26 protein-coding genes are annotated in these 23,858 nt (G+C 62.7%); 20 read left to right on the top strand and 6 right to left on the bottom strand.

Going from position 1 to position 23,858, the window contains the following annotated elements:
* Window position 1 precedes the first annotated feature (1 nt).
* Window positions 2–1,162 carry an FAD-dependent monooxygenase gene (locus tag B5M41_RS13475; RefSeq protein ID WP_134649121.1) on the bottom strand — a complete coding sequence of 387 codons (1,161 nt, stop codon included), beginning with the start codon at window positions 1,160–1,162 and terminating at the stop codon, window positions 2–4.
* 22 nt (window positions 1,163–1,184) lie between these two features.
* A complete protein-coding gene (locus B5M41_RS13470) occupies window positions 1,185–1,433 on the bottom strand; it encodes a zinc-finger domain-containing protein (protein ID WP_134649122.1) in 249 nt (82 codons plus the stop codon).
* Window positions 1,434–1,649: 216 nt separating this feature from the next.
* On the opposite strand from B5M41_RS13470, the gene B5M41_RS13465 reads away from it, so the two are divergent.
* From B5M41_RS13465 to B5M41_RS13430, 8 genes are all read left to right on the top strand, one after another.
* A complete protein-coding gene (locus B5M41_RS13465) occupies window positions 1,650–2,435 on the top strand; it encodes an alpha/beta fold hydrolase (RefSeq protein WP_134649123.1) in 786 nt (261 codons plus the stop codon).
* A gap of 90 nt (window positions 2,436–2,525) precedes the next feature.
* Window positions 2,526–3,359, top strand: a complete 834-nt coding sequence (cysE, locus tag B5M41_RS13460; protein WP_134649124.1) for a serine O-acetyltransferase — start codon at window positions 2,526–2,528, stop codon at window positions 3,357–3,359.
* Between the two features lie 153 nt (window positions 3,360–3,512).
* Complete coding sequence (locus B5M41_RS13455; protein ID WP_134649125.1) at window positions 3,513–3,716, top strand: DUF3126 family protein; 204 nt, start codon at window positions 3,513–3,515, stop codon at window positions 3,714–3,716.
* Window positions 3,717–3,935: 219 nt separating this feature from the next.
* The gene (locus B5M41_RS13450; protein WP_134649126.1) at window positions 3,936–4,289 is read left to right on the top strand and encodes a phasin family protein; all 354 of its coding nucleotides are present in this window, start codon (window positions 3,936–3,938) and stop codon (window positions 4,287–4,289) included.
* Window positions 4,290–4,535: 246 nt separating this feature from the next.
* Window positions 4,536–4,886 (top strand): ATP-dependent Clp protease adapter ClpS, encoded by a 351-nt coding sequence (gene clpS / locus B5M41_RS13445; protein WP_134649127.1) that lies wholly within the window; start codon window positions 4,536–4,538, stop codon window positions 4,884–4,886.
* Window positions 4,887–4,895: 9 nt separating this feature from the next.
* Window positions 4,896–7,409 (top strand): ATP-dependent Clp protease ATP-binding subunit ClpA, encoded by a 2,514-nt coding sequence (gene clpA, locus B5M41_RS13440; RefSeq protein ID WP_134649128.1) that lies wholly within the window; start codon window positions 4,896–4,898, stop codon window positions 7,407–7,409.
* A gap of 63 nt (window positions 7,410–7,472) precedes the next feature.
* Window positions 7,473–8,216 (top strand): AzlC family ABC transporter permease, encoded by a 744-nt coding sequence (locus B5M41_RS13435; protein ID WP_134649129.1) that lies wholly within the window; start codon window positions 7,473–7,475, stop codon window positions 8,214–8,216.
* Window positions 8,213–8,557, top strand: a complete 345-nt coding sequence (locus B5M41_RS13430; RefSeq protein WP_134649130.1) for an AzlD domain-containing protein — start codon at window positions 8,213–8,215, stop codon at window positions 8,555–8,557. The genes B5M41_RS13435 and B5M41_RS13430 overlap by 4 nt, the downstream gene beginning before the upstream one ends.
* A 6-nt stretch (window positions 8,558–8,563) precedes the next feature.
* On the opposite strand, the gene B5M41_RS13425 is transcribed toward B5M41_RS13430, so the two are convergent.
* Genes B5M41_RS13425 through B5M41_RS13410 form a run of 4 tightly spaced genes read right to left on the bottom strand, consistent with a single transcriptional unit; the run spans window position 8,564 to window position 11,386 of the window.
* A complete protein-coding gene (locus B5M41_RS13425) occupies window positions 8,564–8,986 on the bottom strand; it encodes an HIT family protein (RefSeq protein WP_134649131.1) in 423 nt (140 codons plus the stop codon).
* 15 nt (window positions 8,987–9,001) lie between these two features.
* Window positions 9,002–10,195, bottom strand: a complete 1,194-nt coding sequence (locus tag B5M41_RS13420; protein WP_134649132.1) for a GNAT family N-acetyltransferase — start codon at window positions 10,193–10,195, stop codon at window positions 9,002–9,004.
* 1 nt (window position 10,196) lies between these two features.
* The gene (locus B5M41_RS13415) at window positions 10,197–10,922 is read right to left on the bottom strand and encodes a glycerophosphodiester phosphodiesterase (RefSeq protein ID WP_134649133.1); all 726 of its coding nucleotides are present in this window, start codon (window positions 10,920–10,922) and stop codon (window positions 10,197–10,199) included.
* On the bottom strand, window positions 10,922–11,386 hold the full coding sequence (locus tag B5M41_RS13410; protein WP_134649134.1) for a RidA family protein: 465 nt from the start codon (window positions 11,384–11,386) through the stop codon (window positions 10,922–10,924). The genes B5M41_RS13415 and B5M41_RS13410 overlap by 1 nt, the downstream gene beginning before the upstream one ends.
* A gap of 179 nt (window positions 11,387–11,565) precedes the next feature.
* Between B5M41_RS13410 and B5M41_RS13405 the strand changes: the two genes are divergently transcribed.
* From B5M41_RS13405 to lpxA, 12 genes are all read left to right on the top strand, one after another.
* Window positions 11,566–12,393 carry a cell envelope integrity EipB family protein gene (locus B5M41_RS13405; protein ID WP_134649135.1) on the top strand — a complete coding sequence of 276 codons (828 nt, stop codon included), beginning with the start codon at window positions 11,566–11,568 and terminating at the stop codon, window positions 12,391–12,393.
* Window positions 12,394–12,637: 244 nt separating this feature from the next.
* Window positions 12,638–13,399 carry a 30S ribosomal protein S2 gene (gene rpsB / locus B5M41_RS13400; protein ID WP_134649136.1) on the top strand — a complete coding sequence of 254 codons (762 nt, stop codon included), beginning with the start codon at window positions 12,638–12,640 and terminating at the stop codon, window positions 13,397–13,399.
* A gap of 233 nt (window positions 13,400–13,632) precedes the next feature.
* Complete coding sequence (gene tsf, locus B5M41_RS13395; RefSeq protein WP_134649137.1) at window positions 13,633–14,559, top strand: translation elongation factor Ts; 927 nt, start codon at window positions 13,633–13,635, stop codon at window positions 14,557–14,559.
* A gap of 204 nt (window positions 14,560–14,763) precedes the next feature.
* Window positions 14,764–15,486, top strand: coding sequence for a UMP kinase (pyrH, locus tag B5M41_RS13390; RefSeq protein WP_134649138.1), 723 nt, complete (start codon window positions 14,764–14,766; stop codon window positions 15,484–15,486).
* 59 nt (window positions 15,487–15,545) lie between these two features.
* Window positions 15,546–16,106, top strand: a complete 561-nt coding sequence (frr, locus tag B5M41_RS13385) for a ribosome recycling factor (RefSeq protein ID WP_134649139.1) — start codon at window positions 15,546–15,548, stop codon at window positions 16,104–16,106.
* Window positions 16,107–16,146: 40 nt separating this feature from the next.
* Window positions 16,147–16,893 carry an isoprenyl transferase gene (locus B5M41_RS13380; protein ID WP_134649140.1) on the top strand — a complete coding sequence of 249 codons (747 nt, stop codon included), beginning with the start codon at window positions 16,147–16,149 and terminating at the stop codon, window positions 16,891–16,893.
* Window positions 16,893–17,726 (top strand): phosphatidate cytidylyltransferase, encoded by an 834-nt coding sequence (locus tag B5M41_RS13375; protein ID WP_134649141.1) that lies wholly within the window; start codon window positions 16,893–16,895, stop codon window positions 17,724–17,726. Before B5M41_RS13380 ends, B5M41_RS13375 begins: the two co-directional genes overlap by 1 nt.
* A gap of 25 nt (window positions 17,727–17,751) precedes the next feature.
* Window positions 17,752–18,885: an RIP metalloprotease RseP gene (gene rseP, locus B5M41_RS13370; protein WP_134649142.1), complete on the top strand. Its 1,134-nt coding sequence runs from the start codon at window positions 17,752–17,754 to the stop codon at window positions 18,883–18,885.
* A gap of 233 nt (window positions 18,886–19,118) precedes the next feature.
* A complete protein-coding gene (gene bamA / locus B5M41_RS13365; protein WP_134649143.1) occupies window positions 19,119–21,461 on the top strand; it encodes an outer membrane protein assembly factor BamA in 2,343 nt (780 codons plus the stop codon).
* 48 nt (window positions 21,462–21,509) lie between these two features.
* The gene (gene lpxD, locus B5M41_RS13360; protein WP_134649144.1) at window positions 21,510–22,577 is read left to right on the top strand and encodes a UDP-3-O-(3-hydroxymyristoyl)glucosamine N-acyltransferase; all 1,068 of its coding nucleotides are present in this window, start codon (window positions 21,510–21,512) and stop codon (window positions 22,575–22,577) included.
* Window positions 22,570–23,040, top strand: coding sequence for a 3-hydroxyacyl-ACP dehydratase FabZ (fabZ, locus tag B5M41_RS13355; RefSeq protein WP_134649145.1), 471 nt, complete (start codon window positions 22,570–22,572; stop codon window positions 23,038–23,040). The genes lpxD and fabZ overlap by 8 nt, the downstream gene beginning before the upstream one ends.
* Entirely contained in the window at window positions 23,037–23,855 is an 819-nt protein-coding gene (gene lpxA, locus B5M41_RS13350) for an acyl-ACP--UDP-N-acetylglucosamine O-acyltransferase (RefSeq protein ID WP_134649146.1), read from the top strand. The genes fabZ and lpxA overlap by 4 nt, the downstream gene beginning before the upstream one ends.
* The last annotated feature ends 3 nt before the right edge of the window (window positions 23,856–23,858 follow it).

Genomic DNA, 23,858 nt, shown 5'->3' with positions numbered 1-23,858 from the left:
ATCAGTCCGGCGTGCGGTAGCCGTAGAGCCAGTCGAAATCGCCGGCCAGGCTCTCCGGCTTCCGCAGCGACAGTACCAGATTGCGCGCAAGTGCGACGGGACCGCGCGCATGATAGGCAAAGCGGTTGAAGGCGCCGCGATTGCGAACCTTCGCGACCCGTTCCCGGCGCTCGGCCTCGAAGCGGCGTAATGCTGCGCCGAGGTCCGTTGCGCCGGCAAGCCGGTTTGCCAGAAGCGCGGCATCCTCGATGGCCATGGCGGCGCCCTGAGCCGCAAAGGGCGTCATGGCGTGGGCGGCGTCCCCGATCAGTACCGTCTTGCGCCCATCCGTCCAGGCACCATCCGGACAACCGAAGAGCGGCCAGACCAGCGGATCGTCTGCCGTTGCGATCAGCTTTCTTATGCCGGCATGCCAGCCGGAAAAAGCATTGGCCAGGCGTTTCTGGGCGGCGGTGTCTCCACGCCGTGACCATCCTTCCGGCGGTGCCTCAGCCTGCTGGTGGATGGCGACGATATTGAACGAACGGGTCTCGGCCAGCGGATAGGCGACGAGATGGGCCTGCGGTCCAAGAAAGGCCGTGACCGTGCGGGGATTGAGCAGGGCCGGTGCAGAATCGTAGGGTACGAGAAAACGCCAGGCGACATTGCCGGAGTATCGCGCGGGCAGGGCGCCCGGAACCGAACCGCGCAGCCTGGACCAGACGCCGTCCGCCGCAATCACCAGATCGGTGTCGGCGACGGCTGCGGCCTCTTCGGCGGTTTCGACCCGGCGGCCCGTGACGAGCGTGCACGATGGCTCCCGGCTGACCGCATCGAGAAGAACGGCCTGCAGCGAGGCGCGATGGAGAACGCCGTAGGGTGCCCCCCACCGTGCGCGGGCGGCGGCGCCGGCCGGAACCGAGGCGAGCGACGCAAGCGTATTTCCTGAGGAAAGCTGGATGTGATCCGGTTCGCTCCAGCGCCGTTCAAGGTCCTGCAGAAGGCCGAGCTCGGCCAGGACACGGGAAGCATTGGGCGAAAGCTGCAGCCCGGCCCCGACTTCCGCAAGCGTCGAAGCCTGTTCGACGATGTGCGCGGCGATACCCTTGCGGGCGAGCGCAAGCGCTGCCGTCAGGCCGGCAATGCCGGCGCCGACGATCGTGACTGATTTTACAGGGGACATGATCGTGTCGGCCTTCCGGCCGTCACGCCGCCACCACGTTGGTGAAGGTGCAGCCGACCGGATTGGTCTGCGTGGCCTTCAGGGCCGGGTTGTAGCGGTAGAGCGTCGAGCAATAGGGACAGACCTTCTCGTTGTCGTCGCCCATGTCAAGGAAGACGTGCGGATGGTCGTAGGGGATCGATGCGCCGACGCACATGAATTCCTTCACGCCGATCTCGATTGCGCTATGGCCGCCGTCGTTCTGGAAATGGGGAATGCTGTGCCCAGCCATGTCATGCTCCGTGCAGGTCTGTTTGTCGGCCGGACCATAATCGTCTTCCGCCGGAATGTGTAGATGCAAAACCGTCGCGGCGAGACGATGATCGTATCCTGCGGCGGTTTTCCTCCGATCACGCCTGGGGGAGCGTGCGAGATTTCAGCACCGGGCGTTTCCTCCGGGCGCAAACGGCGGTAAGAGCGGGGCGAGAAAACGAAAGACGGCCTCGCGATGAACATTGATCCTCCGCCCTTTTCCCGTTTCACCCACGAAGGCCTCGAACTGGCTTTCTTCGATGAGGGCGATCCCTCCGGCGATCCCGTTCTGCTGATCCACGGTTTCGCCTCGAGCGCCAATGTCAATTGGGTGTTTCCCGGCTGGCTGAAGACGCTGGGGGATGCCGGCTACCGCGTCATCGCGCTCGACAATCGCGGACACGGCGCCAGTGCCAAGCCGTATGACCCAGCGCTTTACACCCCGCCGCTGATGGCAGGCGATGCCGCGGCCCTTCTCGATCATCTCGCGATCCCCGAAGCGCACGTCTTCGGCTATTCGATGGGTGCGCGCATCACGGCCTTCATGGTGCTTGCCCATCCGCATCGGGTGCGCTCCGTCGTCTTCGGGGGCCTTGGCATCGGCATGGTCGAAGGTGTGGGCGACTGGGACCCGATCGCGGATGCGCTGCTGGCGCCGTCGCTCGACGATGTCACCCATGCACGCGGGCGCATGTTCCGTGCTTTCGCGGAGCAGACGAAATCGGACCGGCAGGCGCTTGCTGCCTGCATCATGACCTCGCGCGACCTGCTGACGCAAGCCGACATGGCGCGCATCGACATGCCGGCCTTGATTGGCGTCGGCACGAAGGACGACATTGCCGGCGCGCCGCAGCCGCTGGCGGCCCTGATGCCGGATGCCCGCGCGCTCGACATTCCCGGCCGCGATCACATGCTCGCGGTCGGCGACAAGGTTTTCAAGCGCGCTGTGCTGGATTTCTATGCGGAGATCGAAGGACGTTGAGGCGGCGTTCATGACAATGACGGCCGGGGCATTTCGCTTGCCCTTGGTTTGTTCTATATATGGACGAGAATGACGACAAGGAGTGCGGCGATGGTCGCGACGAACGAACTGCGGGCTGCCGAGCGGCTCAAGGCCATGGATCCGATCTGGGACAGCCTGCGCGAGGAAGCGCGTGTTGCCGCCCAGGCCGAGCCGCTGCTGGCGGCCTTCCTCTATTCGACGGTGCTGAACCACCACTCGCTTGAGGAAAGCGTGATCCATCGGGTCTGCGAGCGTCTCGACCATCCGGACCTGCAGGCCAATCTGCTGCACCAGATCTTCGACGAGATGCTTGAAGACTGGCCGGAATGGGGCGGCATCCTGCGCGTCGATATCCAGGCCGTCTATGACCGGGATCCGGCATGCCTGCGGTTCCTCGATGCCGTGCTCTATTTCAAGGGTTTTCACGCCATCCAGACGCACCGCGTTGCCCATTGGCTCCACAACAGCGGGCGGCGCGACCTCGCGCTCTATTTGCAGAGCCGCTCCTCCAGCATCTTCCAGACCGATATCAATCCGGCTGCGCGCATCGGCAAGGGCATCTTCCTCGACCACGCGACGGGTCTGGTCGTGGGCGAGACGGCGTCCATCGGCGACAATGTCTCGATCCTCCACAATGTCACGCTCGGCGGCACCGGCAAGGAAGGCGGCGACCGCCACCCCAAGATCGGCGACGGCGTGATGATTGGTGCCGGCGCGAAAATCCTCGGCAACATCCATATCGGCCATTGCTCGCGCATCGCGGCCGGCTCCGTCGTACTCAAGCCCGTACCGCCGAAATCGACGGTGGCGGGTGTGCCGGCGCGCGTCGTGGGCGAGGCGGGTTGCAACGAGCCGTCGCGTGCGATGGACCAGTTGCTTGCGGCCTTCGATTACGATCTCTGACCGCGCCGGCCAGGGCCGAAACGGCCTTGCTTGCGGTACCGCGCCAAAAGCCTGAACGCGGGAAAAGTCGGCGCGCACCGGCATTGAAGGGTTTACACGCCCGGGAGCAGGTGCGAGAAGCGCGGCACATCAAATCGTTGACGGAGACGTATCGTGAAGCCGGAAGAAATCAGAAAGCTCGAGGCCTACTTCAAGCGCAATATCAACAAGGAGATTGTCGTGAAGGCCCGCCCGCGCAAGGATGAATCCGCCGAAGTCTACCTCGCGGACGAATTTCTCGGCGTCATCTTCCGCGACGACGAAGACGGCGAGCTCTCCTACAACTTCTCCATGGCGATCCTCGACATCGATCTCTGATCTGAAGGATTTCCAGCAAAACAAGGCCCGGCCGCCCTTGGCGCCGGGCCTTTTGTTATTGTTTTGCGGCAAATTGGCTTTCGTCAGCACCAATAATCATACGTATCGTCCAACATCTTGCTTTGGTTACGGAATATTGCATTGCAGCATATACATTGACTTTTTTGTGCATCGCATATATATTTCGAGCTAAGTCACAAGGGACCAAAGGAGACTTCGATGTTCAATTTCGACGAAGCAAGCAAGAAGAACAAGGAAGCCATGGATACGTTCGTGAAGAGCTATACGACTGTCGCGCAGGGCTGGCAGGCCATCGCCACCGAAGCCGCAGACTATTCCAAGAAGTCCTTCGAAAATGGCCTTGCCCATTTCGAGAAGCTTTCGGGCGTCAAGAGCATCGAGACCGCCGTCGAGCTGCAGTCCGCCTTCGTGAAGTCCTCCTATGAAAGCTTCGTCGCCGAAGCCACCAAGATCGGCGAACTCTATGCCGATCTCGCCAAGGGCGCCTACAAGCCTTACGAAGCGCCGGTTGCCAAGGCCACCGCGGCGGCAAAGTCCGCAGTCGCCGCCTGAGGCCGACGCGCCCTAATACGCGTATGACGTTCAACGACCGGCCGCGGGCAACCGCAGCCGGTCGTTTCCGTTTCGGGGATTGCGCGAGGCTGACGCGCCGGCGGCAAATTTCGCTATTTCCTTCGGACGGTCCGCGATTATGATTGCAGTGCGAAGCGAGGGTCTTACAATCGTGTGTCGAGACATTAGATAACACGTCGAGAGGCAACCTCGAGACGGACTACGCAGTCAGGGAATGAACAGGAAATGGAAGTGAGACGGGTTCGAATGCAGGATGGCGAAGACGGCGGCGATACTCCCGGCCGCAGCACGTCCGTCATTACCCGTACGAAGCCGAAGACCAAGAAGCCGAGTCTTTACCGCGTCCTGCTTCTGAATGACGACTACACGCCCATGGAGTTCGTGATCCACATTCTGGAACGTTTCTTCCAGAAGGACCGGGAAGCGGCCACGCGGATCATGCTCCATGTGCACAATCATGGCGTGGGCGAATGTGGTGTATTCACCTACGAGGTTGCCGAAACCAAAGTGACACAGGTGATGGATTTCTCCCGCCAGCACCAGCACCCGCTGCAATGTGTCATGGAAAAGAAATGAGGAACCAACGTGCCAACATTTTCTGCAAGCCTTGAAAAGGCGCTCCATCAGGCACTGACTTTTGCAAACGAGCGTCACCACGAATACGCAACGCTGGAGCATCTGCTTCTGGCGTTGATCGACGATTCCGATGCGGCGGCCGTCATGGGCGCGTGCAACGTGAACCTCGACGCGCTGCGCAAGACCGTTACCGACTATGTCGATCACGACCTCGCCAACCTCGTGACCGGATACGAGGAAGACTCCAAGCCGACCTCCGGCTTCCAGCGCGTCATCCAGCGCGCGGTCATCCATGTCCAGTCGTCCGGCCGTGAAGAAGTGACCGGCGCCAACGTGCTCGTCGCGATCTTCGCCGAGCGCGAAAGCCACGCCGCCTACTTCCTGCAGGAGCAGGAAATGACGCGGTATGACGCCGTCAACTTCATCTCGCACGGCATCGGCAAGCGGCCGGGCGCTTCCGAGCAGCGGCCTGTCCGCGGCGCGGACGAGACGGAAAGCGAACCCAAGCAGCAGCGCAACGGCAGCAACGAACAGGAAGAGCCGGCCAAGAAGCAGGATGCGCTCACCGCCTACTGCGTCAATCTCAACGAGAAGGCCAAGGGTGGCAAGATCGATCCGCTGATCGGCCGTCACGCCGAAGTCAACCGGACCATCCAGGTGCTGTGCCGCCGCTCCAAGAACAACCCGCTCTATGTGGGTGATCCGGGCGTGGGCAAGACGGCCATCGCCGAGGGCCTTGCCAAGCGCATCGTCGAAGGCAAGGTACCGGAAGCACTCGCGGATGCCACGATCTTCTCGCTCGACATGGGCACGCTGCTCGCCGGCACCCGCTATCGCGGCGACTTCGAGGAGCGCCTGAAGCAGGTCGTCAAGGAGCTGGAAGAGTATCCGGGCGCTGTGCTGTTCATCGACGAGATCCACACCGTCATTGGCGCCGGCGCCACCTCCGGCGGCGCAATGGACGCGTCCAACCTCCTGAAGCCGGCGCTGTCTTCCGGCGCGATTCGCTGCATCGGTTCGACGACCTACAAGGAATACCGCCAGTTCTTCGAGAAGGATCGGGCACTCGTGCGCCGCTTCCAGAAGATCGACGTGAACGAGCCGACCATCGACGATACGATCGAGATCATGAAGGGCCTGAAGCCCTATTTCGAAGAGTATCACAAGCTGCGGTACTCGAACGAGGCGATCAAGACCGCCGTCGAGCTGTCGGCACGCTACATCAACGACCGCAAGCTGCCGGACAAGGCGATCGACGTGATCGACGAGACCGGTGCGGCCCAGATGCTGCTGCCGGCCGGCAAGCGTCGCAAGCTGATCACCGAAAAGGAGATCGAAGCGACGATCGCCACCATGGCCCGCATTCCGCCGAAGACGGTTTCCAAGGACGACGAGCAGGTGCTCGCCAACCTGGACAAGGAACTGCGCTCGGTCGTGTATGGCCAGGATCTCGCCATCGAGGCGCTGGCTTCGGCAATCAAGCTGTCCCGTGCGGGCCTGCGCGAGCCGAACAAGCCGATCGGCAGCTACCTGTTCTCCGGCCCGACGGGCGTCGGTAAGACGGAAGTCGCCAAGCAGCTCGCCAGCTCGCTCGGCGTCGAACTGCTGCGCTTCGACATGTCGGAATACATGGAGCGGCACACGGTCTCGCGCCTGCTCGGTGCGCCTCCCGGCTATGTCGGCTTCGACCAGGGCGGCCTGCTGACCGATGGCGTCGACCAGCATCCGCATTGCGTGCTGCTGCTGGATGAAATCGAGAAGGCGCATCCGGACCTCTACAACATCCTGTTGCAGGTCATGGATCACGGCTCGCTGACCGACCATAACGGCAAGAAGATCGACTTCCGCAACGTCATCCTGATCATGACGACCAATGCGGGCGCGTCCGACATGGCCAAGGCCGCCATCGGCTTCGGCTCGTCCAAGCGCGAAGGCGAGGACATGGAGGCGATCAATCGCCTGTTCACGCCGGAGTTCCGCAACCGTCTCGATGCGATCATCCCGTTCGGCTCGCTGCCGACCCCGGTCATCCATCAGGTCGTGCAGAAGTTCGTCATGCAGCTGGAAACCCAGCTGGCCGAGCGCAACGTCACCTTCGACCTCCAGCAGGACGCCATCGCCTGGCTGGCCGAGAAGGGCTACGACGAGAAGATGGGTGCCCGCCCGCTGGCGCGCGTCATCCAGGAAAACATCAAGAAGAAGCTGGCCGACGAGATCCTCTTCGGCAAGCTCAAGAAGGGCGGCGTCGTCCGCGTCTCCGTCGGCACCAAGGAAGACGGCTCGAAGGGCCTGATCCTCGATGCCGTGCCGGAGACCGCGCCGATCAAGCCCAAGGCCGAAGTGGAAGAGGCTGCCGCCAAGAAGGCAAAGCCGCGCAAGGCCAAGGAAACGGTTGCCGCCGAGGCAGCACCCGCCAAGGCGAAGTCGTCGAAGAAGGCGACCGAGGCCAAGGCACCGGAGCCGAAGGACGAGCCGCCGCGCAAGTCTTCCAGCGCCGTTCCCAAGGTGCCGCGCAAGAAATAACGGCTTTACAAACGGTACGGGCCGGGCAGGAAACTGCCCGGCTTTGTTTTTTTGCACGAGATCATGATGACGGCCGACACCGCGCCAGACACCCAATCCCAGACCCACTGGTTCCTCATCGGCATGCGCGGGCTCTTCAGCCTGCCGGCCATCATTCTCATGCTGTCTTTCGTGGGCTTTGCCGCCTTCACCGCCGAAGCGAACATCCCGGTCGATCAGGTGATGTTCATGACGGGCATGGTCTGGGCGCTGCCCGCCAAGGTGATCCTCGTCGGCTCCATGCTATCAGGCGCGCATGTCGCCGCCGCCTTCATCGCCGTCACGCTTTCGTCCGTGCGCATGATGCCGATGGTGGCGGCGCTCATTCCGGAAATCCGTGACCGCCGCACGCCGACCTGGCTGCTGCTCATCATCTCGCACTTCGTCGCGATCACCGCCTGGGTCTTTGCCATGGAGAAGGTGCGTGACGTGCCGCGCTCCGGCCGTGTGGCGTTCTTTGCCGGGTTCGGCATCACGCTGACGGTCACCAACATCATCCTCGTCGGCCTAGTCTACGGCGCCGTCTCGCACTTTCCGCCCATCGTCTCGGGCTGCCTCTTCTTCCTGACACCGGTCTACTTCCTGACCTCGATCTGGATTTCGGCCCGTCATCGCGTGATCTACTGGGCGCTCGGCATCGGGCTTGCTCTCGGCTACCTCTTCGCCGTCATCGCGCCGGAATACGATATCCTGCTGGCCGGCATAATCGGCGGTACGGTGGCATGGTGGGCGGAAAAGCAGCTGCGGCAGAAGGAGGCCGGGCAATGAGCTTCGACGGTGTCTGGCCCTATATCTACATCGCGATTGCCGGCTGGCTGGCAACGGACATCTGGCGCTGGGCCGGCGTCATCGCCGGCAAGCGGATCGACGAGAATTCGGAAATGCTGAACTGGGTGAGGGCGGTCGCCACGGCGCTGGTGGCTGCGGTCATCGCCAAGCTCATCTTCTTCCCGACCGGCGTGCTGGAAAACTCGCCCTTGTGGTTGCGGCTCGGGTCGATCCTGTTCGGAGCCCTGTTCTTTTTCATCGGCGGACGTTTCCGCCAGCCTCTGGGCATCGCCGCGGCCATGGCCTTCCTGGCCGCGGGACTTGCGCTTACCGGTGTCTGAGCAGGCTCAGCCGGCCAGTGCCTTGCGAAGCTTCTCGGCGTTTGCCGCCAGCACGCCCTGATCCTCCATCGTGCCGGAATGTGGCCGGAGGGGGGCACCTTCCACACGCGGGATGATGTGGAAATGCAGGTGGTAGACGGTCTGGCCGGCAGCCGGTTCGTTGAACTGCATGACGGTGACGCCGTCGGCCTGGAAAGCCTCCTTCGCCGCCTTCGCCACCTTCTGCACGACGGGCAGGAGGTGCGACAGCGTTTCGGGATCGGCATCCAGGATATTGCGCGATGCCGCCTTGGGAATGACGAGCGCGTGGCCGTTCGCCTGGGGCATCACGTCCATGAAGGCGACGGTATGCTCGTCCTCATAGACGCGGTGCGACGGGATCTCGCCGCGCAGGATCTTTGCGAAGATGTTGTTGCTGTCGTAGCTCATGCCCGTCTCCCGGTCTCACTCAGTCTCGTTGTTGTCGCCGCCGCGGCGGAAGGGGCCGTGTTCGGCCAGATATTCGCCCATCATCTCCACATCGCGCCGCTCGCGCTCCAGATAGTCGGCGACGGCCCGACGAAGCCCTGGATGGGTGATGTAGTGCGCGGAATGGGTCGTGACCGGCAGATAGCCGCGCGCCAGCTTGTGCTCGCCCTGCGCGCCGGCTTCGACGCGCTTGAGGCCCCTGGCGATCGCGAAATCGATCGCCTGATGGTAGCAGACCTCGAAATGCAGGAACGGGTGATCCTCGATGCAGCCCCAGTGCCGGCCGAAAAGCGTGTCGCTGCCGATGAAATTGATCGCACCGGCAACATAACGGCCGTCGCGCCTGGCCATGACCAGCAGGATGTCCTCGGCCATGCGCTCGCCAATCAGGCTGTAGAATTCCCGGTTGAGGTAAGGCCGGCCCCACTTGCGGCTGCCGGTATCCATGTAGAAGGCGAAGAACTGGTCCCAGATGGATTCGGTCAGGTCCTTGCCCGTGAGCCAATCGATCTCGATGCCGTGCTCGAGGGCGGCACGACGCTCCTTCTTCAGCGCCTTGCGCTTGCGTGACGCCAGCGTCTCCAGGAAATCGTCGTGCGAGCCGTAGCCCTCATTGATGAAATGGAATTGCTGGTCGGTGCGGTGGAGATAGCCGGCCGCTTCGAAGACCGGCATTTCGTCCTGTGGCGCGAAGGTGACATGCGCCGATGAGACGTCATGGCGCTTCGCCAGCTCCTTGAGCCCCTCGGCAAGCGCCGTCTGCGTGGCGACGACCGGTTGGCCGACGCGGGAAAGCAGCCGCGGGCCCGTGGCCGGCGTGAAGGGGACGGAGGCTTGCAGCTTGGGATAATAGCGCCCGCCGGCACGCTCGAACGCATCCGCCCAGCCATGATCGAAGACATATTCGCCCTGACTGTGGTTCTTCAGATAGGCGGGCAGGGCGCCGAGCAGGGCACCATCGTCGCCCTCCAGAAGCAGGTGCTGTCCGAGCCATCCGGTTTCGGCGACTGCGCACCCCGATTCCTCCAGCGAGGACAGGAAAGCGTGGCTGATGAAAGGGTTGTAGGGCGTCTGCGCATCCGCCCTGGAGGCGCCGGAAAGGCGGCCCCAGTCGTCCGCCGCGATGTCGGCGAAAGTCGTTTCGACGCGGATGCGCACGGTTTCCGTCATCCTATGCTGTCAGGGGCTCGCGGGGATCGAAGCCCTCGAAGGTCATCTGGTCCGCGTTGAGGGCCGTGATCGTGCGCGCCTCGTCGTCGCGAACGGTCCAGGTGATGATCTGCCTGCCGAGGTCGCGCTGGCGGCTGATGAAGGCGTTGGGCAGGTGTCCGTAATAGTAGGAAATGAAGTCGAGCCCGTACTGCATGGCGTCCTCGTGCACGGCGAAGTTTTCCGGGCGCGCGCCCTCGGCCGTCAGTCCGACGGGATGGTCGGTACCGATCGCCTTGAGGTCCTTGAGGAGCCAGTGATCGAAGCTCATCAGCGCCACGGGCCCATCGTAGCCCTCAAGGGCATCCAGAACCGCCATCGCGAAACCGTCGTCGTCGCCCTTGCGACCCTTGAGCTCCAGGATCAGCGGCACCCGGCCCTTCACGAGATCGAGCAACTGCTTCAGCGTCGGGATGCGGTCCGCCGTGCCGCCGATCGGCAACAGGCCGAGTTCGGCGGCCGTGCGCTGGCGTACGTCCCCCTCGATGCCGCAAAGGCGTCTCAGGCCGTCGTCATGAAAGACGACCGGAATGGCATCGGCCGCATATTGCAGGTCGCATTCGATGGAGAAGCCGGCCTCGGCCGCGCGGGAGAAGGCCGAGAGCGTGTTTTCCCAGACCGCGCGGTTGAGATCGTGGTAGCCGCGATGCGCAATCGGGCGCTCGGTCAGCCAGTTGAATTTGTGCATCAGGCGATTTCCATGATGGCGTCGATCTCGACCGCCGCATTCAGGGGCAGGGCGGCCATGCCGACGGCGGCACGCGCATGCTTGCCGGCATCGCCCAGCGCGCCGACGAGGAAATTGGACGCACCGTTGATGACGAGGTGCTGCTCGACGAAATCGGGCGTGGAGGCGACGAAGCCGTTGATCTTGATGACGCGCTTGATGCGCGAGAGGTCGCCGAGTGCGGCCTTGGCCTGGGCGAGCAGGCCGAGCGCGCAGAGTTCTGCTGCTTTCTGTGCACCCGCCACGTCGACGTCCTTCCCGACATGGCCGGTCACGGCGATCTTGCCGTCGCGCATCGGCAGCTGGCCGGAGATGTGGAGGACGTTGCCGCTGATGACGAAGGGCACGTAATTGGCTGCGGGGGCTGCGGCGACCGGGATATCGTAACCCAGTTCCTTGACGCGGTTTTCGATTTCAGCGGACATTCCGGTCTCCGTAGTGTGTTCACCACCCTCAGATAGGGTCGGCGCGGTTCGACTGTCAGGGGCATCGCGACACGGCAGATCGCGCCATTGCAAATGAATATGTCATCGCACGGATATTGCCTCGCTTTTGCCGGAAGAGTTCATATAACATCGCCGCTGGATTCAACAGGAGGAAACGGATGTTTCGTTCATCCTTTGTCACGGCTCTTGTAGCCGGGGCATGTGTCGCCGGCAGCGGCGTGACCGGCGCTTACGCCAACCCGGCGAGCGGGCTTGCGCCGCACCGCGCCGTCTATGACCTCCAGCTCAAGGATGCGAGCGAGCGTTCCGGAATCGCGGGCATGTATGGCCGCATGGTCTACGAATTCAACGGCAGCCCCTGTGACGGCTATACGGTGAGCTTCCGCTTCGTCACGCAGGTCAATACGGGCGAGGAAACGCGCCTCACCGACCAGCAGACGACGACCTACGAGGACCTGAAGAACGGCAGCTTCCGCTTCCTGACCCGCTCCTTCACCGATGAGAAGCTGGACAAGGAAGTGCGCGGCACGGCACGCGAGGAAAAGACCGGCGTCAGCGTCGACCTGACCGCGCCGGATGCCAAGCAGGTGGAACTGGCCGCCAGCCGCTTTCCGACCGAACACATGCTCGAGGTGATCGATCACGCCAAGAAGGGGGAGCGGTTCTTCGAATCGCGGATCTTCGATGGCTCCGATTCGGGCGACAAGACGTTGATGACGACGGCCGTCGTCGGCAAGAAGGAGAAGCCCAAGGCGGGCGATCCCGACGCGGACAAGGCGGGCACCTTCTCGAAGCAGGCGTTCTGGCCGGTCTCCGTTGCGTACTATAATGACACCAGCGATGGCGACGCCGTGCCGGTCTACCGCATGTCCTTCAAGCTCTATGAAAACGGCATCACCCGCGACCTGACGATGGACTACGGCGAGTTCGTGCTGAGCGGAAAGCTCGCCAAGCTTGAAATGCTCAAGCAGCAGGACTGCAAATAGGCGATCCGCCGCTTTGGCGGTGCCGGCCGTTGCCGGCATCGCCGGATAGGGACGAAAGAGCGCTCGCCGGCGTTTTTTTACCCCGCTGCCCTTGATTTGCCGGGAAACTGCGGTTATGGGGCAGCCATTCCACACGTGAGACATGGGATCGTCCGGGAGAAATCCGGACTGTTCCGCCCGGTGGCGCTTCCCAAGGAAGGGCTGTTCGTCTCGCGAAGGTTCAACCGGAAAAGGATAACTAGGCATGGCATTGCCCGATTTCTCTATGCGCCAGCTTCTCGAAGCCGGCATCCACTTCGGCCACCAGACGCACCGCTGGAACCCGAAGATGAAGCCGTACATCTTCGGCGACCGCAACAACGTTCACATCATCGACCTGGCACAGACCGTTCCGATGCTGTCGCGCGCCCTTCAGGTCGTCAGCGACACCGTCGCCGGCGGCGGCCGCGTTCTCTTCGTCGGCACGAAGCGTCAGGCTTCCGACATCATCGCCGACGCTGCCAAGCGCTCGGCCCAGTACTACGTCAACGCCCGCTGGCTCGGCGGGATGCTGACGAACTGGAAGACGATCTCCAACTCGATCCAGCGCCTGCGCAAGCTCGACGAGATCCTGGCCTCGGAAGGCTCGGGCTACTCGAAGAAGGAACGCCTGAACCTCGAGCGCGAACGCGAGAAGCTTGAAAAGGCTCTCGGCGGTATCCGCGACATGGGCGGCACGCCGGACCTGATGTTCATCATCGATACCAACAAGGAATCGATTGCGATCCAGGAAGCCAAGCGTCTCGGCATCCCGGTCGTCGCCGTCATCGACTCGAACTGCGACCCGGACCCGATCGATTTCCCGATCCCCGGCAACGACGACGCCTCGCGCGCCATCGCTCTGTATTGCGACCTGATCGCCCGCGCCGCCATCGACGGCATCGCGCGCCAGCAGGGCGCCTCGGGCCGTGACCTCGGCGCCTCCGCCGAAGTTCCGGTCGAGCCGGCTCTCGAAGCCGAAGCGTAAGGCCAAGGCCGGAGCGATCCGCTCCAGCTTCCTGATCAACCGAGGCCAGAGAGACGATCCCTGGCCTCGGCTTGTTTGAAGGCCCTGCTGCCGGCAATCCAAGCGGTTGCATTCGAGGCACGGGCCGGAGGTGATCTTCATCACCCTGTCATATTTCCGGGTACATTCGTTCCCAAAACCTTGAGTTCGCCGAGGTTTTTCGGCGGCACGCAACAACCGACAAGAGGCTCACAATGGCTGAAATCACCGCTGCACTGGTGAAGGAACTGCGCGAAAAGTCCGGCGCTGGCATGATGGACTGCAAGAAGGCGCTGGCTGAAAACAACGGCGACATCGAAGCGGCAATCGACTGGCTGCGCGCCAAGGGCATCGCCAAGGCCGACAAGAAGTCGGGCCGCACGGCTGCCGAAGGTCTCATCGGCGTTGCTTCTTCCGGCACCAAGGCCGTTGTCGTCGAAGTCAACTCCGAAACCGACTTCGTTGCCCGTAACGATGCCTTCCAGGGCATGGTTCGCGGCATCGCCGACGTTGCGCTCACCACCGATGGCACCGTCGAAGCCGTTGGCGCCGTGACCTACCCGGCAACCGGCAAGTCGGTCACCGACACGATCAAGGACGCCGTCGCCACCATCGGCGAGAACATGAACCTGCGCCGTTCGGCCGCCCTGTCGGTCGAAGACGGTGTTGTCGCGACCTATATCCACAATGCCGCCGCCGACCGTCTCGGCAAGCTCGGCGTTCTCGTCGCGCTCCAGTCGACCGGCGACAAGGAAGCCCTGAACGCTATCGGCCGTCAGGTTGCCATGCACATCGCAGCGACCGCGCCGCTGGCGATCCGCGCCGAAGAAGTCGATGCAGCCGTCGCCGAGCGCGAGCGCAACGTCTTCATCGAGCAGTCGCGCGCTTCCGGCAAGCCGGACGCCATCATCGAAAAGATGGTCGAAGGCCGCATGCGCAAGTTCTTCGAGGAAGTCGCCCTGCTGTCGCAGGCCTTCGTCATGAACCCCGACCTGACCGTCGGCGCTGCCGTCAAGGAAGCTGAAAAGACCGTCGGCGCGCCGATCGAAGTCGTCGGCATGGCCCGCCTCCTGCTCGGCGAAGGCGTCGAAAAGGAAGAGTCGGACTTCGCCGCTGAAGTCGCAGCCGCTGCAAAGGGCTGATTTCACTTCTCCCGCAAGGGAAAAGTAATCTCGGTTTGGAAAAGAGGAGGGCGCCGCGTGACAACGCGGCGCCCTTCGTGTATCCGGCTTGCCGAAATGCCTGCCCCGAAATTTCTCTGCGGCCAGGACTGCCTCGTGCGGCGCCGATCCGGTATCTTCCCGGCGGCCGAACGGGTGAGCAGGCACACGAATTCAGGAGCGACGATGACCGCCACGCCAATCTACAAACGTGTTCTGCTGAAAGCCTCGGGTGAGGCGCTGATGGGGTCGCAGGGCTTCGGCATCGATGTCGCCGTCGCCGATCGCATCGCCTCCGACATTGCCGAAGCGCGTGCACTGGGCGTCGAAGTCGGCGTTGTCGTGGGTGGTGGTAATATCTTCCGCGGCGTCGCCGTCGCCTCCAAGGGCGGTGACCGCGTCACCGGCGACCACATGGGCATGCTGGCGACCGTCATCAATGCGCTGGCGCTCGCGACCTCGCTGCGCAAGCTCGACATCGATACCGTCGTCCTCTCGGCCATAGCGATGCCCGAGATCTGCGAGAGCTTTTCGCAGCGCGCCACGCTCTATCACCTCTCGCTCGGCCGCGTGGTGATCTTCGCCGGCGGCACGGGCAATCCGTTCTTCACGACCGACTCGGCCGCAGCACTGCGTGCGGCCGAAATGGGTGCGGAGGCGATCTTCAAGGGGACCCAGGTCGACGGCATCTACTCGGCCGACCCGAAGAAGGACCCGACGGCGACCCGCTTCGATAGCCTGACGCACAGCGAGGTTCTGGAAAAGGGGCTGGCCGTGATGGATGTCGCCGCCGTGGCGCTGGCGCGCGAGAATTCGATCCCGATCATCGTGTTCTCGATCCACGAAAAGGGCGGATTTGCCGAAATATTGACCGGTGGCGGCCGCGGGACCATCGTAACCGACAACTGATTCTGGAACGGTTGCGCGCTCATCGCGTGCGGCCGTTCTGCGACAATGGGAGTATTCCGATGAGTGAAGGTATCGACCTCAAAGAACTGAAGCGCCGCATGGATGGCGCGATCAACGCGTTCAAGAACGACATCGCCTCGTTGCGCACCGGCCGCGCCTCGGCCAACGTGCTCGACCCGGTCCAGGTCGAAGCCTACGGTTCGCGCGTTCCGCTGAACCAGGTCGCCAACATCAGTGTTCCCGAGCCGCGCATGCTGTCCGTTTCCGTCTGGGACAAGGGCATGGTCGGCGCGGTCGAGCGCGGCATCCGCGAATCGAATCTCGGCCTCAATCCGATCATCGACGGCCAGAACCTGCGTATTCCGCTCCCGGAACTCAATGAAGAGCGCCGCAAGTCGCTCGTCAAGGTTGCGCATGATTACGCCGAGAAGGCCAAGGTCGCGATCCGCCACGTGCGCCGCGACGGCATGGACGACCTCAAGAAAGCCGAAAAGGATGGCGATATCGGCCAGGATCTGAGCCGTGCGCAATCTGAAAAGGTGCAGAAGATGACCGACGAGACGATTTTGGACGTCGATCGCTTGCTTGCGGACAAGGAAAAGGAAATCATGCAGGTTTAAAGCAAAGGCTCGCCTGCTTTTCTTCTTTTTCGGATTGTCCATGAACCAGCTTTCGCCCAGTACCGTTCCGGCTCACGTCGCCATCATCATGGATGGCAACGGCCGCTGGGCGAATGCACGCGGCCTGCCGCGCGCCATGGGACACCGCAAGGGTGTCGAGGCCGTGCGCGAGGCCGTGAAGACGGCCGCCGAGTGCGGCGTCTCCTATCTGACCCTGTTTGCCTTCTCGTCGGAAAACTGGAGCCGTCCGGAAAGCGAGGTCTCGGACCTCATGGGCCTCCTGAAGGCTTTTATCCGGCGTGACCTTGCGGTTCTCCACAAGCAGAACGTGCGCATCCGCATCATCGGCGACAAGACGAACCTGTCCGGCGATATTCTCCCGCTTTTGCTGGAAGCGGAGGAAACCACGCGCGCCAACACGGGCATAACGCTCATCATTGCGTTCAACTACGGGGCGCGCGACGAGATCGCGCGTGCGGCAAGGAAGCTTGCCGCCGAGGTCGCGGCCGGCCGCCTCGAGGCATCCGCCATCACGTCGGAACGGATCGGTGCGGCGCTCGATACCGCAGGAATCCCGGACCCCGATCTCGTCATCCGCACGAGCGGCGAGGAACGTCTGTCCAATTTCCTGCTCTGGCAGGCCGCCTATGCCGAACTGATGTTCATACCCGAATTCTGGCCGGACTTTTCGCGCGACACCTTCGTCGCCGCGCTCTCTCGCTATGCCATGCGGGAGAGGCGGTTTGGCGGGTTGCAGCCCGCCACCACGCTTGCAGTGGGTTCCTGATGCAGACTGAACTGCGCCTGCGCATCATTTCCGGCATCGTGCTGGCTATCGCCGTTCTTGCCGCGACCTGGTTCGGTGGCTTTGCCTTTCGCGTGCTCGCAGCCGGCATCGGCGTCCTGATCTACTACGAGTGGTCGACGATCACCCGGCTTGCCGATTCGGATTTCCGCGGCAACGCATTCGGCTGGCTGGCCGTCGCGCTGGTGGCTGCGCTCGTGCTTTTCGACTTCGACGAGCTGGCCCTGCCAGCGCTTCTGGCGGCGACGGTCATCGGCATCGCATATGCGCTGGTCGCCAGGTCCAGCCGCTGGCTGCCCGGTGGCATCGTCTATTCGGGCCTGACGGTGATCTCGCTTGCGGCGATCCGCGGCGACACCGCGCATGGTTTTGCCGCCATGCTCTTCATCTTCGCCGTGGTCTGGGCAACCGATATCCTTGCCTATTTCATCGGCCGGGCCATCGGCGGCCCGAAGCTTGCGCCATCGATCTCGCCGGGCAAGACCTGGTCGGGCGCCATCGGCGGCGCGGTTTCGGCCGTCGTCGCCGGCACGCTGGTCCACATGGCGTTCTTCTCGCTGAACGGTCTGTGGGTGCCGGCGATCGCGCTGGTCCTGTCGATCTTCAGCCAGATCGGCGACCTCTTCGAATCCTTCATCAAGCGCCGTTTCGGCGTGAAGGATTCCAGCCGTCTCATTCCGGGGCATGGCGGGGTCATGGACCGCGTCGACGGCCTTGTTTTTGCCTGCTTCGCCGCGTTCCTCATTGCATTGGGCGACGCGATCATGAAGGGCACCGTCAACACGCCCGCCGGCGTGTTCCTTTTCGGCCCGTGACCGCGACAGACTGGGGACTGGATATATGGAAATGCTTGCAGGCTCGCTCGGTTTCGTGACGGGCTATATCGTTCCCTTCCTGATCGTGCTGACGCTCATCGTCTTCGTGCACGAAATGGGCCATTATCTGGCGGGCCGCTGGTCCGGTATCGGCGTGACCGCCTTCTCCGTGGGCTTCGGTCCCGAGCTCCTGGGCTTCACGGACAAACACGGGACACGGTGGAAACTCTCCGCCATTCCCTTGGGCGGATATGTCAAGTTTCTCGGCGATGACGATCCGGCCTCGACGCCGGACTACGACGCCGTCGCGGCACTGCCGGAAAGCGAGCGCAAGCGCACCTTCCTCGGTGCTGCCCTGTGGAAAAGGGCCGTGACGGTCGCCGCGGGCCCCATCGCCAATTTCGTCCTCGCCATCGCGATCTTCGCCGTGATGTTTTCCATCTACGGCCGCCAGATCGCGGATCCCATCGTTGCGGAAGTGCGGCCGGACAGCGCCGCGCAGGAGGCGGGCGTACGTCCCGGCGACCTGCTGGTGGCGCTCGACGGCCATGCCGTCACGACCTTCGACGACGTTCGCCGCTATGTGAGCGTACGCCCCGAGCTGCCGATCACCGTGACGGTGCGCCGCGACGGCGAGGACCTCAATCTTCCGATGGTGCCGAAGCGCACGGAGATTACCGACCAATTCGGCAACAAGGTGGAACTCGGCCTGATCGGTATCGTCACCAATCAGGAGACCGGCAATTTCCGCGTCGTGGAGTACGGACCGCTTGAAGCCGTGGGGCAGGGCGTTATCCAGAGCTGGCATATCGTGACGGGTACGTTCGACTATCTGTCGAACCTCGTGACTGGCCGCATGAAGGCGGACCAGCTCGGCGGCCCGATCCGCGTGGCGCAGGCATCCGGCCAGATGGCGACGCTGGGTGTTGCCGCATTGCTGCAACTCGCCGCGGTTCTCTCTGTTTCCATTGGACTTTTGAATTTGATGCCGGTTCCGGTACTTGATGGCGGCCACCTGATGTTCTATGCGGTAGAAGCTGTTCGGGGCAGGCCTGTCGGGCCCGGGGCGCAGGACGTCGCATTTCGCATCGGCATGGCGCTGGTGCTCATGCTGATGGTTTTCGCGACCTGGAACGACATATCCATGCTTCTTGGCTAAAGGCCGCCGGCATCGCCGAGGCCGTATTATTAAGGGGAGCCGCAGTCCGGGTGAGGGCGCTAACGCTCTGTTTACCGTGATGAAAAGCAATTAGTGGCGTTGAGGCCACTGTTGCAATCGAAGTAAACAGAAATTAACGCGTGGCCTTGCTTGTATGGCAAAAGCGGTTAAAACGGCATCGTGTCCGGAATCGGGCATGCCTGCCGGACGTAAAACGAAGGTAAGTTGTGAAGATGAAAGCTGGTTCGAACTTTTTGAACGCCGTGTCTGCCGTAGCCTTGTCGGCAAGTATGGTCGTTACGGGCGGCTCTGTTGCCACGCTTGTCTCCGCAACCGTTGCAGAGGCGGCCGTCATTCGCAACATTCAGGTGCATGGCGCCGATCGCGTCAGCGCGAATACGGTCAAGGCCAACCTGGCGATCAAGCCCGGTGAGAACTTCACCAGTGCCGACATCGATGAGTCCGTTCGTCGCCTTTACGCGACCGGCTACTTCTCCGACGTCAAGGTTGCCGTTTCCGGCAGCACACTCGTCGTGACGGTGAACGAAAGCCAACTGCTCAACGAAGTCGTCATCAACGGCAACCGCAAGATCAAGGATGACAAGCTGCAGGCGGTTCTCCGCTCGCGCTCGCAGGGTCCTTACAGCGAAGCCACGATCGAGGCCGACAAGCAGGCTATTCGCGACGCCTATGCCGCCATCGGCCGCAGCGATGCAACGGTGACCACGCAGACCTACCCGCTCGGCAACGGTCGTGTGAACCTCGCCTTCGTCGTCGATGAAGGCGACCGCACGAAGATCTCGCAGATCAATTTCGTCGGCAACCAGGCCTACAGCAACGGCCGCCTGCGCTCGGTCATCCTGACCAAGAAGTCGAACTTCCTGTCGTTCCTGACCCGTAAGGACGTCTACAGCCCGGAAAAGCTGCGCGCCGATGAAGAGGCGCTGCGCCAGTTCTACTTCAACAACGGTTATGCCGATTTCCGCGTCATCTCCTCGGATGCCGTTCTGGATGAGGCGTCGAACGAATATGTCGTCACCTTCACGGTCGACGAGGGTCAGCGCTACAACTTCGGCGACGTGAATGTCGAATCGACGGTCGAGGGCATCGATCCCGAGGAGCTGAAGGGTCTCGTCGAGACGAAGGCCGGCAAGACCTACCGTGCCAAGGATGTGCAGGACACGATGTCCGCGATTTCCCAGCGCGTCGCGGCAAACGGCTATCCGTTCGCCCGCGTGACGCCGCGCGGCAACCGCGACCTCGGCAATGGCACGATCGCCGTCGACTATCTCGTCGACCAGGGCGAGCGCGCCTATGTCGAGCGCATCGAAATCCGCGGTAACACCCGCACGCGTGACTATGTCATCCGTCGCGAGTTCGATATCGGCGAAGGCGATGCCTTCAACCAGGAAGTCATTACGCGCGCCAAGCGTCGCCTTGAGGCACTCGGTTACTTCTCTTCCGTCGAGGTCACCACCGCGCCGGGCAGTGAAGCCGACCGCGTCGTTCTCGTCGTCGATGTGCAGGACCAGTCGACCGGCTCGTTCGGTATCGGCGCTGGTTACGAGACGGGCAACGACGGCGGCTTCAAGCTTGAAGCGTCGATCGAAGAGAAGAACTTCCTTGGTCGCGGCCAGTATATCCGCATTGCTGCCGGTGGCGGTGAGGATTCGCGTAACTACAGCCTGAACTTCACCGAGCCCTACTTCCTCGGCTATCGTCTGGCTGCCGGCTTCGACATCTTCAAGAACGAAGACCGAAGCGAAGATTACTACCGGGTCGACTCGCAGGGTTTCACGCTGCGTGTCACCGCGCCGATCACCGAAGATCTGTCGACGACGTTCCGGTACAACTACACGAAGCTCGACTATAGGTCGTCGCTGGCGACAAATGATCCCCGCCTGTCGACGCCCTATTGGGATGCGGTGAACAATGGCCCCTGGGTTCGTTCGTCGATCTCGCACAGCCTGACCTTCGACACGATCGACGATCGCACGCTGCCGCGTGAAGGTATCTTCGCGCAGATCACGCAGGAATTCGCCGGCCTCGGTGGCGACTCCGATTATTACAAGATTTCCGGTAAGGCGCGTTACTTCCACACGCTGCTGGAAGATGCCGATGTCATCGGCTCGCTGTCCGTCAGCGGCGGCCACATGTGGGGTACGGGTGACACGGTTCGTGTCTACGATCAGTTCACCCTCTCGGCGGGCGAATTGCGTGGCTTCGAGTCGGCTGGTATCGGCCCCCGTGCCACATCGACCGGCGATGCGCTCGGTGGCACGACGTTCTTCACGGCTTCGGCTGAAGCGTCGTTCCCGCTGCCGGCGATCCCGCGCGACTCCGGCTTCCGTGGCGCCGTCTTCATCGATGCCGGTACGCTTTACGGCAACAAGGTCGCCTACGCCGCTTCCGACAGGGTTCGGGGTACGGATATGAGCCTGCGCGCGTCCGTCGGTGCGTCGATCATCTGGGCGTCGCCGTTCGGCCCGCTGCGCTTCGACTATGCTGTTCCGATCAAGAAGGAAGAGTTTGACGAGACCCAGCGCTTCAAGTTCGGTATCGCAACCCAGTTCTGATGCAGCGCGTCCAGAACCGCGAGTATTTGGACGTTCTGGAGTCTTGCGATGGAACATAACTGGTTCTTTCCGCCCCACGAAGGCATTCGTCTGGGAGACCTGGCGGTAGCGCTTGGGGCGGAGCTTGCCGATGCGGCGCACGCCGACCGCATCGTGCGCAATGTGTCGCCGGTCAGCCGTGCGAAAGAGGGCGACCTCTGTTACATCCTTTCCCGGAAGATGCGCGCTGAGCTCGAGACGAGCGAGGCGACGGCAATCCTGTGCGACGCCGCGCTGGCGTCGCTCGTCCCGTCGCATATCGCCGTCCTTCTCTCGAAGCGCCCCCACACCGCCTTTGCGATCGCGGGCGCCATGCTGCATCCCGCAGCCATGCGTCCAGGCGTGACGACGTCCGATTCCACCGGCATTTCTCCGGCGGCCTTCGTCGATCCCGCCGCGCGCCTCGAAGCAGGCGTTGTCGTCGAGCCCATGGCCGTCATCGGCAAGGGCGCGGAGATCGGCGAGGGAACCCGTATCGGTCCCGGCGTCATCATCGGTGCGGATGTCCGCATCGGCCGCAATTGCACGATAGCCGCAGGCGCGACGCTGCAATGCGCCCTGGTCGGAAACGAGGTCATCATCCATCCGGGCGCGCGCATCGGCCAGGACGGTTTCGGTTATGCGCCGGGTCTCAAGCCAGGCATGATCAAGATCGTGCAGATCGGCCGCGTGATCATCCAGGACCACGTCGAGATCGGCTCCAATACGACGATCGACCGCGGTACGATGGACGATACCGTGATCGGCGAGGGCACCAAGATCGACAATCAGGTGCAGGTCGGCCATAACGTGCGCATCGGTCGCCATTGCGGCATTGTCAGCGGCGTCGGCATTGCCGGCAGCACGCGCATCGGCGACGGCGTGATGATTGGCGGAGCCTCCGGTATCAACGGCCATATCACCATCGGCGATGGCGTGCAGATCGCCGCCATGAGCGGCGTTGTCGGCGACATCCCGCCGGGTGAACGATACGGCGGCATTCCGGCGCGCCCGATGCGTGATTTCCTGCGTGACGTGGCGGAAATGGCGCTGCGTTCCAGCGCGCGAGACAAGAAGAAGGGCAGCAAGGATGACTGAAGAGACGACGAAGGCCACCCTGGGCGTAGCCGATCTGCGTGAGATCCTGACGCTGCTGCCCCATCGTTATCCGTTCCTGCTGGTGGACAAGATCATCGAGATCGACGGCGACAATTCCGCCATCGGCATCAAGAACGTCACGGTGAACGAGCCCCATTTCATGGGGCATTTTCCCGATCACCCCATCATGCCCGGCGTCCTGCTCGTCGAGGGCATGGCCCAGACGGCCGGCGCCATCTGCGCGCGCAAGGCCGCATCCGGCTCGAACCTCGTCTACTTCATGACCATCGACAATGCGCGTTTCCGTAAGCCGGTCGTGCCGGGCGATCGCGTGGAATTCCATGTCACGAAGCAGAAGCAGCGCGGCAATATCTGGAAGTTTCACTGCGATGCAAAAGTTGATGGGCATCTTGTCGCCGAAGCTGATATCGGCGCCATGATCGTGAAAAAGGAAGATGCCTGAAAATGATTGCCGCCAGTGCAAGGGTCCATCCGCTCGCCGTCGTTGAGGACGGAGCGGTCATCGGGGAGAACGTTGTCGTCGGTCCCTTCTGCTATGTCGGGCCCAAGGTCGTTCTTCACGATGATGTGGAGCTGCTGCAGCACGCGGTCGTCACGGGACGCACGGTCATCGGCCGCGGCTGCCGCTTCTTTCCGAATTCGGTCGTCGGCGGTGATCCGCAAAGCCTGCATCATGATGGCGCTGAAACGACGCTCACCGTCGGCGAGAAGTGCACGTTCCGAGAAGGCGTGACCGTCAACACGGGCACCACGGACGGCGGCGGCAAGACGGTTATCGGCAACAACAACCTGTTCCTGGCCAATTCCCACGTCGCGCATGACTGCATCCTGGGCGACCACATCGTCATGTCGAACAATGTCCTGCTGGCCGGCCACGTGATCGTTGAGGACCGCGTCATCCTGGGCGGCGGCTCGGCCGTGCACCAGTTCACACGCATCGGCCGGCAGGCGTTCATCGGCGGTCTCTCCGCCGTGTCCTACGACGTCATTCCCTATGGCATGCTCAACGGCAATCCCGGCCTGCTGAGCGGCCTCAATGTGGTCGGCATGTCGCGCGCCGGCATCGAGAAGGCGACGATCCATGAGGTCCGGCGCGCCTACAAGCAGATTTTCGAGGGCGAGGGCTCGATTCGCGCCAATGCCGCTGCCATTCGCGACGACTATGCGGGCAGCGCGCCGGTCATGCAGATCCTCGACTTCATCGCCGCCGAGAGCGATCGTGCGCTCTCGTCCCCGCATCGGGGCAGCAAGGGCTGACCG

The sequence above is a fragment of the Shinella sumterensis genome (assembly GCF_004514425.2).
Taxonomy (GTDB): Bacteria; Pseudomonadota; Alphaproteobacteria; order Rhizobiales; family Rhizobiaceae; genus Shinella; species Shinella sumterensis.
This window is presented reverse-complemented; position numbering and strand designations above follow the sequence as displayed.